The organism is Cesiribacter sp. SM1 (assembly GCF_020178975.1).
In the GTDB taxonomy this organism is placed as follows: domain Bacteria; phylum Bacteroidota; class Bacteroidia; order Cytophagales; family Cyclobacteriaceae; genus Cesiribacter.
This window is the reverse complement of sequence record NZ_JAHXBU010000005.1, coordinates 45,388-59,759: the sequence shown is the minus strand read 5'-3', so window position 1 is coordinate 59,759 and position 14,372 is coordinate 45,388. Positions and strand designations below refer to the sequence as shown.

The 14,372-nt window shown below is 48.0% G+C and carries 9 protein-coding genes; 4 read left to right on the top strand and 5 right to left on the bottom strand.

Features of this window, described 5'->3' with window-relative positions; translation table 11 throughout:
- Positions 1-416: 416 nt before the first annotated feature.
- Together KWJ01_RS01265 and KWJ01_RS01260 are read right to left on the bottom strand one after the other, a co-directional pair.
- Positions 417-890, bottom strand: a complete 474-nt coding sequence (locus KWJ01_RS01265) for a hypothetical protein (protein ID WP_224994457.1) — start codon at positions 888-890, stop codon at positions 417-419.
- Between the two features lie 815 nt (positions 891-1,705).
- Complete coding sequence (locus tag KWJ01_RS01260) at positions 1,706-3,001, bottom strand: hypothetical protein (RefSeq protein ID WP_224994456.1); 1,296 nt, start codon at positions 2,999-3,001, stop codon at positions 1,706-1,708.
- 361 nt (positions 3,002-3,362) lie between these two features.
- On the opposite strand from KWJ01_RS01260, the gene KWJ01_RS01255 reads away from it, so the two are divergent.
- From KWJ01_RS01255 to KWJ01_RS01245, 3 genes are all read left to right on the top strand, one after another.
- The gene (locus KWJ01_RS01255) at positions 3,363-3,575 is read left to right on the top strand and encodes a heavy-metal-associated domain-containing protein (protein ID WP_224994455.1); all 213 of its coding nucleotides are present in this window, start codon (positions 3,363-3,365) and stop codon (positions 3,573-3,575) included.
- A gap of 47 nt (positions 3,576-3,622) precedes the next feature.
- Positions 3,623-4,936: a multicopper oxidase family protein gene (locus KWJ01_RS01250; RefSeq protein WP_224994454.1), complete on the top strand. Its 1,314-nt coding sequence runs from the start codon at positions 3,623-3,625 to the stop codon at positions 4,934-4,936.
- A gap of 92 nt (positions 4,937-5,028) precedes the next feature.
- Positions 5,029-5,628: a short chain dehydrogenase gene (locus KWJ01_RS01245; RefSeq protein WP_224994453.1), complete on the top strand. Its 600-nt coding sequence runs from the start codon at positions 5,029-5,031 to the stop codon at positions 5,626-5,628.
- A gap of 214 nt (positions 5,629-5,842) precedes the next feature.
- Here the strand turns inward: KWJ01_RS01245 and KWJ01_RS01240 are convergent, their stop codons facing one another.
- Positions 5,843-6,610 (bottom strand): FkbM family methyltransferase, encoded by a 768-nt coding sequence (locus KWJ01_RS01240; protein ID WP_224994452.1) that lies wholly within the window; start codon positions 6,608-6,610, stop codon positions 5,843-5,845.
- Between the two features lie 519 nt (positions 6,611-7,129).
- On the opposite strand from KWJ01_RS01240, the gene KWJ01_RS01235 reads away from it, so the two are divergent.
- Positions 7,130-8,227, top strand: coding sequence for an acyl-CoA desaturase (locus KWJ01_RS01235; RefSeq protein ID WP_224994451.1), 1,098 nt, complete (start codon positions 7,130-7,132; stop codon positions 8,225-8,227).
- A 97-nt stretch (positions 8,228-8,324) separates the two neighbouring features.
- Here the strand turns inward: KWJ01_RS01235 and KWJ01_RS01230 are convergent, their stop codons facing one another.
- Together KWJ01_RS01230 and KWJ01_RS01225 are read right to left on the bottom strand one after the other, a co-directional pair.
- Positions 8,325-10,487: a DNA topoisomerase 3 gene (locus KWJ01_RS01230; protein ID WP_370634624.1), complete on the bottom strand. Its 2,163-nt coding sequence runs from the start codon at positions 10,485-10,487 to the stop codon at positions 8,325-8,327.
- A gap of 259 nt (positions 10,488-10,746) precedes the next feature.
- Complete coding sequence (locus KWJ01_RS01225; protein WP_224994449.1) at positions 10,747-13,737, bottom strand: proprotein convertase P-domain-containing protein; 2,991 nt, start codon at positions 13,735-13,737, stop codon at positions 10,747-10,749.
- Positions 13,738-14,372: the final 635 nt, after the last annotated feature.

Genomic DNA, 14,372 nt, shown 5'->3' with positions numbered 1-14,372 from the left:
AGAACCTCCTTTGAGAATGGGGTTATTTGTAGCACAAAGGTATAAATAAAAATATGTTCTGTGCAAGAATCTTAACAACAAATACCTCCGTGCATTGCTACAACACCTTAGCACAGGAGCTACTATATTGATTATCAAACATCAAAGCACCTTTACAGGCCATTAGAGCTTTTTGGCGGTGGCAGTGTACAACATGCTAGGTCTGATAAGAGAGCGTTCTTTCAGATTATTGATTGTAAATACTTTTGGTACAGAGGCAAGAGCATCCAGGCTTTGACGCTTGCCCATAAAAAAAAGCGAAACCCTAACAGAGGCTTCGCTTAAATAAATCTTAAACCAGTAAGGCATTTAAATGCTGGAGTTAAAGCGCTACATCCGCAGAGACAGTTACATGCCTCTACTCCCCGGCAAATGCGTTACAGCACGCTTTTATCTTTCCTTTGTGCTGTTCTGTTTACTGCGTTTTCTATCTTGATTTCGGAAACTGCAGTGGCAGCAGGTGCCTGTTCTTCTCTCTGGAAAAGAAGCTCACCATACGCATCGTAGCGAACCACCAGATTAGGCTCGTCCGCAGCCCCGTTTTCACTCTCCTGAAGCACCAGTTCGTACTGTAAAGAATTTTTATCTGATTGTGAGGCAACCTCTGTAATGCTGATGATGGTATGTGCAGCAAGTTTACTGTACTTGATCTGTTCCATCACGGTTTCCGGCAGGTTGTATACACTGATGGTGCGTCGCTCCCCGTCTTCGAGCCGGTCAACCATATTATCGAAGGTAAGGGTATGTACTGTATTTTCAGTAGAAGCAAGGTCTTTCTGAGGCGTTGTTTGCGCAAAACCTACACCCATTCCAAAGGCAACTGCTACTAACGTTAAGGCTATCTTCTTCATCTTATTCTTCAATAAAAAAATGTCATCAGCCTCATAATGAGAAAAGACTGTGCCAAAAGGATTCAGTAAGTGCGAATAGGCTTCAGGAGTAAAACAGAGGGGTTTATCCCCATTTCTTACATCAAAAGAGAAGGGGAAAAATACCCCAACTGTAGACATATTCCCCTAGAACATGGGGAATGTTTGCCTGTACCAATAAGCAGAATATTACAATCACATCTGCCTGGTTTGTGGCAGTATGGCAATTTATTCCTGCTGCTACTGGTTTTCAGGAACAAAAGCTTAGGTAGCCGGTTAAATACCTAAATCCACCCATGTGCTTCCCCAACCCATGGCTGCAGCTGCTGGGTGGATCCTTTGACTGATCCTGATTCTTTTACCAAACATTAAAATTTCAAATACTGTGAGAAACTTATTCAGAGGACTATTAGCCGGCTATGGCGCAAGCAAATTAGGTGGTGGCTGTTTTGGAACCGTTATTGTCTTTATTATTCTGTGGGTTATCCTGGGCCAGTGTATGTAAAATCTTGGCTCAATGGCCATGGCTGGAGATACAAGCCTTAAAGCAGCAGCAGGATCTAGGTATCAACATTACGGCAAAATACTGTTTAATGCAGCAGGCCCTCTGAGGACTTGAAAAAGTGTTTATTGGGCCTGCTGCAGGCTTAATTTATTCGACATCACAGATGAGTAAGCAAGCTACCGGACGCTGCCAGGCTAAGCTTTTCGGTATATATTCCTGCGCTTTTAAAATGTTGAAATGCCCGCTGATATGTATTTCCAAGGAATTTAATATTCCGTCCATACCCCCTGCCTTACTGCTCTTTTACCATATAATTTTGTGAAACGGTATCCTGTTCAAGCTTGTAGCCTTCTTTAAGCTCCAGGGTCCACCCTTTTCCACTCACTTTTCCTTTCTCTACCTGGCCGGGCCGGCTTAGTGTTACCTTGCTCCAGTCCGTGCTTATCAGCGCACCTTCTGTTACCGTCAGTATCCCCCAATTATCGGTGGCCCTAAGGTTTGGATACACCGTACCCCTTCCCGGCAGCGATACAAGATTAGCGGGATCAAATGAAATACTCATATTCTGAAAAGGTATAACAAGGTGTGGTTCTTCTATGAAGCGCCTGGTATACTCCAGCAATTGCTGCTGTATGAAAATTTCGCGCTCTTTCTCTTCCTCCATGATCTGCTGCCCTCCATACTTCCCGGCAATGCCTTTTACTATATCTGCAGTAACTGCTGTGAGTGGTATGTTCAAAGACTTCTGAAAGAAAGGAGTTAGCCGGGTATCTGGATTAAGCTGCTTATTCCACAGCTTATTTTGCTGCGCCAGCAGATAACCCCATAGCGGAATGGTGTGGTAAGCAAAAGAACGTACGTAGCTTGGGTTTTGTAAAAATGCCTGCTGCTGTTGCAGTAAATGTTGTTCTGCTTCTCTCCTGCTCCTGCCACTTATCATCAGACCGGTATACTCTGCAAGCCCTTCGTTTAACTCCAGCAGGTTTTCTGTTGAATCTGCAGCGGGATACAAACTATGGCGGTAGCGGCGAAACAGCATTGCATTCCTGAGATGTTCCTGCCCCATACTAGGTTCCGGCGCACGCAATGCTTCTTTCAGGGCCTCTAACTCCAGGCGCAGGTACAGGCGCCCCTCCATTTCATCCAGATGCTCATTGGCTGGTGAATGTGCCTGAAACCCCAGTTCAGGCTGTACCCGGTGAAAGAGCTCATGTGCCAGTAAATTAATACGACTGTTCATATCAGCCGGCAGTGGAAGCATCAGCATGGCCCAGCGCTTGCCGCTCCAGTTAACAGCAGTATTGGCTATGTTAACATTGGCCGGCAGCCGGCCTACATACACACTCCCCTCCTTTTTCAGGAGACCTGCCGTATCAGGCTCGTTCGCCCACAGTTTGCGGCTGGCAGGGTCTACGAAAAGCAGGGCGCCGTACAGGTTTTTATCCCAAAGCTTCCGGTGCTCCAGGGTAGCAGCCTTAATTTCCCTAAAAGACGCTGCAAGGCTATCGTTGTAATCCAAGTGCTGGCCCATCACTACGGGACTGCTGCACAGCATCAGTAGTAAAGAAAAAATGTGTACTGCTTTCATCTTAAAGAGGCTTAATAACTGTCTGCATATTTTCAGGAGGAGCCCTACAGCAACAGCGGGTGATGTAATTAAACACATTGCTGCTATCGAGTAAAATTTACAAATAAAAGCCTCTTCTCCGACAGATCAGCGCTTAATAAAAACCGCCCTTTCTAAGCAAATGCTCCTGCCTGCTCCCTTGCTCTGGCTGTATACAATCCGTTGCATCAATGTTCAGAAGAAAAATGCATGCTAATTTCCAGGTTCCTGACAACGCATATGCAGCTGAAAAATATGTACCACTCCTCTAAAATTGTGTAACAGCCAGGCGTAGAGGCGCTGCTACCTTTGTGCTATACAAAACAGATAACAACATTTTTTTATGAAGGAGCTAAAGTTTAAAACCAACATCAACTGCGGAAGCTGTGTAGCAAAAGTAGGTCCGGCTTTAGAAACTGCCGAAGGGGTGTGTGAATGGACAGTCGACACCAGCAGCAGAGACAAAGTGCTGATAATAAAAACAGAACAGCTAACTGACAGCGATATTATTGCGACGGTTGCTAAAGCAGGGTTTAACGCAGAGGTACTGCAATAAAGTCTGTGCAGCATTTTTAACTACTCTCTTACTTCCCCAAATGCAATATGAAAAACAGTCACTATCCCGCAACGCTAATTCCGGACACTGATCAGGAAGGCACCCTGCAATTTACTCTTACGGCACAACAAACGCTTGCCAGCATTGCCGGAGCAGAAGCCAGGATACTCTCTTACAATGGCAGCTTTCCCGGACCATTACTGGAGCTGAAAGAGGGAGACCGCGTTCAAGTCATCTTTAAAAATTCACTGGAGGAGCCCTCCAACCTGCACCTGCACGGCCTGTTTATGTCGCCCGGGGAGGACAAGCCTCATGTGGTAGCTGCCCCCGGTGAAACCTTAAGCTACCAGTTTGAGGCACAGGCAGGCAGTGCAGGCATGTACTGGTACCACCCCCATGCCCACGGGCGGGTAACCAGGCAGCTGTTTAAAGGCCTGGCCGGCCCAATTATAGTGCGCGGAAGCCAGGACTTTAGCGAACCCCTCACAAGTGCAACAGAGAAGATACTGGTGCTGCATGATATTCAGTTGCAGCATGGTGTGGTGGCCCCGCATGAAGGCATGGACTGGGGCAGGGGAAAAGAAGGAAACCTGGTGCTTGTGAATGGTGAACAGCAGCCCTCTTTTGATGTACCCGCCGGTCTCCTGCGGCTCCGGCTGCTGAATGCCTCTACTGCCAGGTATTACCAGCTGCAGATACCAGGCAAGCTGCTGCAGCTCATTGGTCTGGATGGTAGCTACCTGGAAAGGCCTGTAGCCCTTGACAAGCTCTTGCTGGTGCCCGGTGAGCGCGCCGATGTGCTCATTGAGGCCACCGGTGCCGGCGTGTTAAAGCTGCTGAACCTACCCTACAGCCGCACTCCCATGGGCCCCAGTGCCGATACACCTGAAGAAGGTGCCCTCCTGGCTCGTTTTGATATAAGCGGAGAGGCCGTAACTCCTGTTGCCCTACCGCAAAAGCTAAGAGAAATACCATCTATTGACCCGGGTACTGTAACCGCCACAAAGACCTTAACTTTTGGTGGAAGCATGCAGCCGCTGGAATTTACCATCAATGGCAAAACTTTTGACCACCACCGTATTGACCTGGAAGCAACCGCAGGCAGTACTGAAGTGTGGGAGATTGTAAACCCCATGGGAATGGATCACCCCTTTCACCTGCATACTTTTCCTTTCCAGGTACTCTCCAGGAACGGAGTACCGGAGCCGTTCAGAGCCTGGCGTGATGTTGTTAATATCAAAGCCAATGAAAGGGTTAAAATTGCCATACCTTTTAGCGGCTACACTGGCAGTGTTATGTACCACTGCCACATTCTGGAGCATGAGGATAAAGGCATGATGGGAAACCTGCTTGTTCAGTAGCCTGCAGCCGCTCCAGTCTTCGCCGTGAATATCAGCAGGGCGCAGTTACTACCTAGCTGCCAGCATTCAAGAATATCTAAAAAAGAAACACAATGAAAATAATACTAGTAGGTGCCAGTGGAACCATTGGCAAACAAATACATGAAGCTTTATCGCCCCGGCATGAAATAATTACAGCAAGCCTTAACAAAGGCCAGGTAAAGGTAGATATTACCAAGCCCCAATCCATCCAAGCTATGTTCACCACTGTTGGCAGCTTTGATGCGCTTATTTCTGCTACTGGCAGCGGGCCATTTGGAGCAATATCAGCGCTAACAGACGAAGATTTCAACGATGGCATCAGGAGCAAACTAATGGGGCAGATTAACCTGGTGCTGACAGGGCAGAAATACATCCGGGACGGCGGTTCTTTTACTTTAACCTCTGGCATACTTTCTGAAGAACCAATTGCTGGCGGAACAGTACTTAGTGTGGTAAATGGTGGCCTTAATTCATTTGCTATGGCTGCATCTGCAGAACTTCAGCGGGGCTTAAGGCTAAATGTAGTCAGCCCCGGAATTGTAGAGGATTCTGCTGATGCAATAGGACAGTACTTTCCCGGCCACAACCCGGTATCTATGCAAAGGGTTGTAAATGCTTACATAAAAAGCCTGGAAGGAATAGAAAACGGACGTGTAATACAGGTGTACTGACCAAAACCATGGCTGCCTGCAACTGCTAAAGAACATCACTTAGTCTTCGCCTTTTGTACCAGAAAATTCCTAACGCATAAACTTGCTTCATCCCGAACTTTATTAGGGTGTTTATCAAAACAAGAACGGCCTCTGCAGCTCTGCAGAGGCCGTTTCTATTAGGATTCTTAGATGCTCAAATCCTGGTTGAATTCTGTTTGCTAGGGTCAAACAATCAGCTTTCTCTAAAGAACAGGCCATCAATGGTATTAACCCGGCCTGTAGCAGGGTCCACCCCTTCCACGCCAATGCTGTAGGGACTAAACCCCTGCTTGCGGAGCATTTCCAGGGTATCGTAAAAGGTAAGTTTTGTGTTATCATAGATCGTATGCAGCGGTATCTCCAGCTTTAGACCCTTTACCCTGCTCAGCAGCTCAGGGGCTCCTTCCAGCACTTCCTTTTCATAGCCCTGGGTATCTATTTTCAGCAGGATATCTTTGGCATCTGCCGGAAGATAGTCCTTCACAGCCCTATCCAGCCGGGCAATAGGTACTGTTTCTGTAGCTATGGTCCGGGACTGTGGCTTAGTTTGTACATGTTCCCGGGTAATGGGCAGAATGGAGCTGAATACACTATCTGCTGCAACATGTATTTGTATCTCACCCTCGAAATTGCCAATGGCCGAGCGTTTTGCCACACTCCATGCCGGATATTGGCCGCTCCGCTCCAGCAGCAGCTGATAAGCTCCGCTTACAGGCTCAAATGAAACTACACGGCCCTGGTAGCCAAAGTCATAGAGCGATTCAGCAAACTGACCTGTGTTGGCCCCAACATCTATTACCCATTTTATCTGGTGGTGTTGCAGTAGTTTTGCTACCCTCAGATCACCGCTGGCCGAAGGCCCCATTCGTTTTAAGCGAAAATAAAGGCCCGACTTAATTGCAAGCGTACGGCGAAAACGTTCAGCTTTTTTTGAATTCAGCAGTTTATGTAAAAGGCCCATGTGTTGATTTCAATTCCGGAAAGTAAATATGCTAAAGTTAAGAAAAAAATAATCAGGATAAGCTGGGGGTACAGCAACAGTAGCCCGGTGCACAGACATTTTATTTATCGGCCAGGATTGAGGAAAATCCATTTATTGGAGACCAAAGCTTAAAAGCTTTTTGCGCTATAGCGTAAAGAATAATATTGCAAAGTGCAGGGGGCAGTGGCAAAATGAATTATTCTGCAACGCTCCATGTTTGGTATTCAAAGTATAAACACAGAAACTTGTGCTTGCTTGTTGCATTACCGGCATGATGTTACAGCCAAATTCTATCAGATCAGCAACAATTTGTAGTGATTCAGGTTTCTTTGAATATCTTTAAGTTCCGGAAACACCGTTTTATCCCGCCACAATAGCCCTTTCAGGAGTTAATTCAGGTAAGATACAGCTTTCACTTCGGCACAGAATCCAGCCTGTAGCTAAATACACAGCCAGTATTTATTTACCTGAGGCTAATAACATAGCATATTAACTCGAATGAAATCCACTGTAAAATTCAACAATCAGGCCCAGGCCGATTTCTTCAACACGCTGCGCAAAAGAGTAAACCAGCATTTTAAAGAAAATAATATTACACGCTTTGGCAACAAAGAAATAATTGGCAAATCCATTATTCTGCTGGGCGCCTACCTTGGCTCTTATGCAGCCATCCTGATCTTTAACATCAGCGCCTGGTTTTTTCTGCCCCTAACTATTATAATGGGTGTGGCAATGGCAGGCATAGGCATGTCGGTTATGCACGATGCCATGCATGGCTCATTTTCAAAAAACACAACCGTTAATAAGTACATGGGCAGAACACTCAATTTCCTGGGTGGCAGCTCATTTATCTGGAATATCCAGCACAATGTACTGCACCATACCTATACCAACATTCATGGTATGGACGATGATATTGAAACCAAGGTAATCGTTCGACTGTGCAAGCACGCCCCCATCAAGCACTTTTACCGCTATCAGCATTTCTATGTGTTTATTGCCTATGGCTTAATGACCCTGCTGATGCTGGCCAGCGATTTCATTAAACTTTTCAAATACCATAAAAAAGGTATACTGGAAAAGCAAAAAGTACGCATAAGCCACGAATATGCAAAAATGGGTGTATACAAAGCCTTTTACCTGTTTATGATGCTGGCAATTCCTTTACTGGTGACCAGCCTGGTGTGGTGGCAGGTATTGATTGGCTTCCTGATCATCCATTTAACCGCCGGCTACATCCTTAGCATTGTGTTCCAGATGGCGCATATTGTAGAAGGTGCCGAGCAGCCCATACCCGACAGCGAAGGTACCATCCAGAATGCCTGGGCCGTACATCAGCTGCTTACCACGGCTAATTTCTCTAGAGAAAACCGCTTGCTTAACTGGTATGTGGGTGGCCTGAACTTTCAGATCGAACATCACCTTTTCCCAAACATCTGCCACGTACACTACCGCAGGTTATCAAAGATTGTAGAGCAGACTGCCGCAGAATTTCAGCTGCCATACAACCTGAAGCCAACCTTTGGTCATGCCTTACAATCGCATTTCCGTGTGCTTAAAGCACTGGGCAGGGAGCCTGAACTGCAGTCGTCGTAATTTAAGAAGAACACAGAACAGCAATCTATATGAAGCGCATAGCCTTTACAGGCTGTGCGCTTTTTTGTTATCTATCTATTATCCCCCTTAGCTTCCATTAGCCCTCCAGACTGATATTAAAGCTGCCGTCCATCTGCAGCCTGCCATCTACCTTTTCGGCAGCACCGGGTATCTGCAACCCTTTTAGCTTGGTGGTTTTGCCTTTGCTTAAGAGATCGTAGATATTTTTATCGGTCAGTGTTTTTCCCAGGATCTCGAAGGGTATCTTAAAGCCGCAGACCCTGAAGTTGCCACAACCCCAGGCCCCTTTGCCTTTTATGAGCTTATGCTCCTTGCATTTGGGGCAGCTAAGCTCCTCTATTTTAGTCTCTTCTTTAGGTTTGGAGGCCTTTGCTTTTTTTGGCTTAGGCTTGGCTGCTTTTTCCTTTTTCTCCGTCTTTTCTTCCGGGCCTGGTTCTGCAACAATGGTAATGGGGCGGTAGGTGTTGGTTTTTACCTCCTGCGTGAGTTCCACCACCATCTGGATCAGCTCCTGCTTGAAAGTCTCCAGCTGGTATTCTCCCTTTTCAATGAGCCGCAGCTTACGCTCCCATTGCCCGGTGAGCTCGGCGCTTTTCAGAAGGTCGTTCTGGATGGTATCAATCAGGTCCATGCCCGTTTGGGTGGCAAAGAGGTTTTTCTTTTTCTTTTCGATGTACTGACGCTTGATCAGGGTTTCGATGATATTGGCGCGTGTAGAGGGGCGGCCAATGCCATTATCTTTCAACAGCTCACGCATCTCATCATCCTCTACCTGCTTGCCTGCTGTTTCCATAGCGCGCAGCAGGGTAGCTTCTGTAAAGGGCTTCGGCGGACTAGTCTTGCCCTGGTGAATTCTGGGAGTGTGTGGGCCGCTCTCCCCTACCACAAATTCAGGCATGGTCTTTTCCTCATCCCCCTTTTTCTCCTCGTCTTCCTCCTTTGCCTTGCTGTCTCTGGCATAAACCTCCCGCCAGCCGGGCTCCAGTATTTGCTTGCCGGTGGCTTTAAACTCCAGCTTGTCCACCTTGCCCAGCACGGTGGTATTGGAGATTTTACATTCAGGATAAAATACGGCAATAAAGCGCCTGGCAATCAGGTCGTACACCCGCTTTTCTTCAGGCCTAAGCCCCACCGGCAGCACCTCCGTGGGGATGATGGCATGGTGGTCGGTTACCTTTTTATCGTCGAAAACTGCTTTAGATTTGGGGATGGGCTTGGCTAAGACCGGGGCAGTTAAATCTTTGTAGTACTGCATGCTCTCCAGGATACCTGCTACTTTGGGGTGCAGGTCTTCGGAGAGGTAGGTGGTATCTACGCGGGGATAGGTAACGAATTTTTTCTCGTAGAGGCTCTGCACCCATTTGAGGGTATCTTCGGCAGCATAGCCAAATTTTTTATTTGCCTCTACCTGCAGGCCGGTAAGGTCGAAGAGGCGCGGATTGCCCTCCTTCCCCTCCTTACGTTCAAAAGAGGTGATCTCGAACAGGGGATGCTGCTCCAGGTAGGCCAGGCCTTTTTTGGCCCGTTCCTGGTCATACATCCGGTCGATGGTCGCCGTAAATTCTGTGTCGCGGTAAATGGTCTTCAGCTCCCAGTAATCGGCCGACACAAAGGCATTGATTTCCTTTTGGCGCTGCACGATCATGGCCAGCGTAGGCGTTTGCACCCTGCCGATGGAGAGCACTACTTTTCCCTGCCCGAACTTTTTGGTAAACAGGCGGGTGGCGTTCATGCCCAGCAGCCAGTCTCCAATGGCCCTGGCAGAGCCTGCAGCATAGAGGTTATTGTACTGATCACTTTCTTTCAGCCTGGCAAAGCCTTCGCGGATGGCCTGTTCTGTAAGGGAGGAGATCCAGAGCCGCTTTACCGGCACATTACATTTGGCTTTGAGCAGCACCCAGCGCTGAATGAGTTCCCCTTCCTGCCCGGCATCACCACAGTTCACCACCTCCTGGCACTTCTGCACAAGCTGCTCAATGACCTTGAACTGCTTTGCAACGCCATCGTTCTGGATAAGCTTAATGCCAAAGCTGGCCGGGATCATGGGCAAATCGCCCAGGTGCCACCTTTTCCAGGCAGGGTTATAGTCGTGGGGCTCCTTTAGGGTACAAAAGTGCCCGAAGGTCCAGGTAACCTGGTAGCCCCCACCCTCATAATAGCCCTGCTTACGCTCCTTTGCGCCCAGCACCTCTGCAATATCTTTGGCCACGCTGGGTTTTTCCGCTATGCAAACGATCATCTTTTGTATAATGCCTGCTTTTGTGTAAACGCAGAACTCCAAAGATCGTATTTTTTAAGGACTTTTGGATGCTTTCAAGCCGCTATCCTGCATGTTACCGGCATAGCCTGGGTTTGCTTTCCCTGTAATGCTGTACTGGCTCCACAACCTTAACCATACAATAAACATGTCGCCCCTTTGGGGCCGGGTTTATAAATCTTTCCCAGCCTCAAAGGGGCGACATACATCAGCTTATTCTGCAAGGGCTAAGCTGACAAGCCTAGCGAGTAATGATAAGCCGCTCCTGCTGGCTTCCCTGGCTGCTGACCAGCTGCAGGAGGTATACACCTGCAGGTAAATGCTGCAGCGGAATTACAGTTTCGGCCGTATTAACTTTTGTACGTACAACGGCCACGCCAGCCCCACTCCAGATGACCAGGTCTGCTGGATACCTGCTGCTTTTCACCGTTACCCCGTCTGCAGTTGGGTTAGGATAAAGCATTAACCAGGGCTGAATCTCCTGGAGCTGTACCATCACTAGCGGACTGTATTCCGTTTTCCCGTCAAAATCAACCTGCATCAGGCGGTAGTAATTGATCTTATCTGCCTCCCTGTCGAAGTAGCGATAATTTTTCTGCGTACTGGTCGTGCCATTTCCTTCTACCCTGCCAATGGACTGCCAGGTTTTTGTATCGGCACTGCGCTGTATCTCAAAATGGCTGTTGTTCTTTTCTGATGCAGTCTGCCACTGGAGCAGTACCCCCGCCTGGTCCGGAGATCCCGTAAAGGATAACAGTTGTACGGGCAGGGGGTTCATACCGGTAAGAGAGCCAAAAGAGAAAGGACTGAAAGTATTGATACCAATTGCTTTGATGGCACCGCTTCCGCCAGCACCCAGGCTGCTCCCCGGCAATATTTCTCCACCCTCTATCTGCCACTGGTTTTGTGTGTAGTGTGCTACCACCAGGTCTCCTGCCGTAATATTCACTATGTCACTAACTGCAGCATCTTTCCAGTGCAGCACCACATCTACAGTTGGGTTCCCCGCTGTTGGCGTAAGATCCCAGTACTCGAGCTTGCTCACCCTATCCAGGGCAGGCGATAGAGCTTCAGGGGCGGGTGCGCCCTCTTTAAAATACTGTGCCCTGAAAACTGTATTAGCATTTGCCCGCTGCAGGTTTTCTATTCCTAAAGGCGCCCAATGTCCCTTATTGCCCAGGGGAAAAGTAAAGGCCGTGCTTCCTTTCTTATAGGCTGGCCCGTCGATATAACTGGTGGCACTGCCTCCGTTGGTGCCTGCCCCGGCCTCAAACAACACAGCTGCCGTTTCGCTGGCATGCACTACCCCCTTGATGAACTGCATTTGCTGCTGAATAACCAGGCCGGAATTTAAGGTAACGCCTCCGCTGCTGCTGTTATCAATGGTAAGCCTGCTCATCACCAGGTCGTTGGTGCCACCTTTGCTTAGGGTTATTTCAAAGCCGTTGATGCGGCCGCCCACGCCTGTAAAAGCATCATAGACTTCCAGCGTCCAGGTACCTGCCAGGGAGCCCCCATAGGCAGAGAAAGACTCTTCAGGCCTGTATTCGCCACTTAGGTTTTCGTTCTTTACCGTAGGCGGCAGTGGCTTGCCAGTATCTGTAAAAACTACATTGTCATAATTCCTGCCCCGCTGTCCGCGGCTTTGCGCCAGCAGGAAAACCTGTCCGTTTGGTGCTTTAAGCCTTAGGGTAAGATCGCGCAGGTAAGTATGTTCCAGGTTTACCCTGATACTCTTAATGGCTACAAAATCGGTTCCGTTTACGGTTACTGTTTTCTGGGCAACCCTGCCGGTTTGGTTATCGGCCCAGCTTACCCAGTTTGCAGCTGCAGTAAAGCTGGCATCGTTGGTAATACCCCGTCCCTTGTTGGTGATCTGCTGCGGCTCGGTGCCATTCAGCACCAGCCTGCCGCTTCCTACCGGGTTAAATACCCCATTATTCACAAAATTGCCCGAGATAGAGAGGGTAACGCCATCTTCAATGGTAAGAAAGCTTCCCTTCTGAATAGTAAGATCCCGTATCTGGGTATCACTGTTGGCTGTTACAAATACAGAGCCGGCACAGCCCAGCTCAACATCATCTGTGGCTCCAGGCATGGTGCCTCCCCAGATGGCTGCATTTGTCCACCTGCCGGAGTTTATAGCCTGAAAAGCCATTCTGCCAATTACTGCCTGTGGGGTTGTGGTAAAATCAGTATAAGAAGCAGCATAGCGGCCCTCTCCCAGCAGGTAAAAGCGGTAGGTGTATCCCTGGCCTGGACCTGCCCCCCCATCACTGAAAGAGCGGGCATCGGGCGGCAGTGATTTTATCAGTTTAAACTGGTTATCGGGCTGGTTTGCCCGCTTGCGGTACACAACTATACCTGCTTCATTGGCAGAGTTTTCGTCGAACCTGATGGTAACTGCATTTGGAGCGGGGCAAACAAGTGCAAAATTACTGAATGAACCTGCTGGCACCCTATCCGACTGAAAGCGGTACAGCAGCCTTGAAGATATATTTTTACTGTTAAAGTAGTTGTTGTTTTCGTTTACCTCTGAAGTGTAGTTCAGCTCTTCACTTATTGCCTTGCCGGGTATATCGAGAGCTACAAAGTTTCCCTGCTCCGGACCTACACCAAAACCTGCCCTGTAGCGTTGCGTCTGGGTGCCCCCGCCTCTCCTCAGGCTTAATGGATCATATAAAAATTCTATTCTGCCACTGTTTGCAGATTGCAACTCCGATTCGTACAAACGCAGCTGAAAGGTAAAATCGGTAAGGTCACCTGCGGGAGCATACATTTTATACCACTCCACAGTCAGCACCCTGTTAGGCACTTTTCCGGTAACTTTAGATCTTATCCGGCCGCCTGCTGTGGTGGCAAGTTCGTGATTGAACTGGAACGGCCATGTACCCCCGGCAAGTCCTGCAAAGGGCACAATCCTGTCGTTACCCGTAATACCATAGGTATTAGCCTCCGGCAGTACCGGCTCATCGCCTAAACGCAGCACACCATTGGCATTCACAGAATAGCTGTTGTATACTGTGCCCATGAATATAAAATCAAAACCAATGCTTTGAACTTCAGAAGCTACAGCAGATTTGCCGCCGCCTATCAGCTCAGTCATCTGGCCTCTCATGGTAGTTAGAGTGTCGGTGTAACCACTAAGCTGATAGCTGCTGATATCCTGTGCAACAGCAGCGCCCAGACCTAAGAGCCAGGCAAAAAGGATCAGGGTAAAAGTTTTGCGCATACCTAATATTTAAATCAAGAGGAGAAAAAAACGCTATACCCATGTGTACACCTTCAGTTACCTGATTATCAGCTTAGCACCTGCCCTGCAGCGGGCTTATATTCCTGATCCGGAAGGCAGGCAGCATGCTGATATATTGGCTCCGTCCAATTCACTCATGGGTTAGGCCAAAAGTAGAGCTATAAACAGTACAATTTGGAGCAAATATCTCCAGCTAATCCCTGATGTATTATTAGCGGCTATATGGAATAATTTTCCTGTAAGAATTGAATCATTTTAAGCAAATACACCGCTAAAGCACGAGTTTGCTAATTTAGCGATGGCTTTTGTTTAATTGACTTATGACTTTTTCTCCGGGAATTCTGAAGATTTCACAGAATACCTCACTCTGTGGTTAAACAATAATCAATATCACCCCTCCTGCCATTCCAACGCAGCCACCAACCTATCTGTAACAATTATCACACGACAACAATTAGCTTACATTTAGCAAGATAGGTATTCAAAAAAACTGAAATGTGCAGCGAAAAAGACAATCCTTAGGCATCGTGCCTGTTCCTTACTGCAAAATTTATCTTGCTGCACACGCCATCCTTCACCCTCAACGATAGCTGTTCAAAGCACAGTGGCATAAA

Bases quoted from the DNA above. Each gene is read 5' to 3' on its own strand.
- KWJ01_RS01265 (WP_224994457.1), bottom strand. From the start codon at position 890: ATGAAGAAGATAGCCTTAACGTTAGTAGCAGTTGCCTTTGGAATGGGT.
- KWJ01_RS01260 (WP_224994456.1), bottom strand. From the start codon at position 3,001: ATGAAAGCAGTACACATTTTTTCTTTACTACTGATGCTGTGCAGCAGT.
- KWJ01_RS01255 (WP_224994455.1), top strand. From the start codon at position 3,363: ATGAAGGAGCTAAAGTTTAAAACCAACATCAACTGCGGAAGCTGTGTA.
- KWJ01_RS01250 (WP_224994454.1), top strand. From the start codon at position 3,623: ATGAAAAACAGTCACTATCCCGCAACGCTAATTCCGGACACTGATCAG.
- KWJ01_RS01245 (WP_224994453.1), top strand. From the start codon at position 5,029: ATGAAAATAATACTAGTAGGTGCCAGTGGAACCATTGGCAAACAAATA.
- KWJ01_RS01240 (WP_224994452.1), bottom strand. From the start codon at position 6,610: ATGGGCCTTTTACATAAACTGCTGAATTCAAAAAAAGCTGAACGTTTT.
- KWJ01_RS01235 (WP_224994451.1), top strand. From the start codon at position 7,130: ATGAAATCCACTGTAAAATTCAACAATCAGGCCCAGGCCGATTTCTTC.
- KWJ01_RS01230 (WP_370634624.1), bottom strand. From the start codon at position 10,487: ATGATCGTTTGCATAGCGGAAAAACCCAGCGTGGCCAAAGATATTGCA.
- KWJ01_RS01225 (WP_224994449.1), bottom strand. From the start codon at position 13,737: ATGCGCAAAACTTTTACCCTGATCCTTTTTGCCTGGCTCTTAGGTCTG.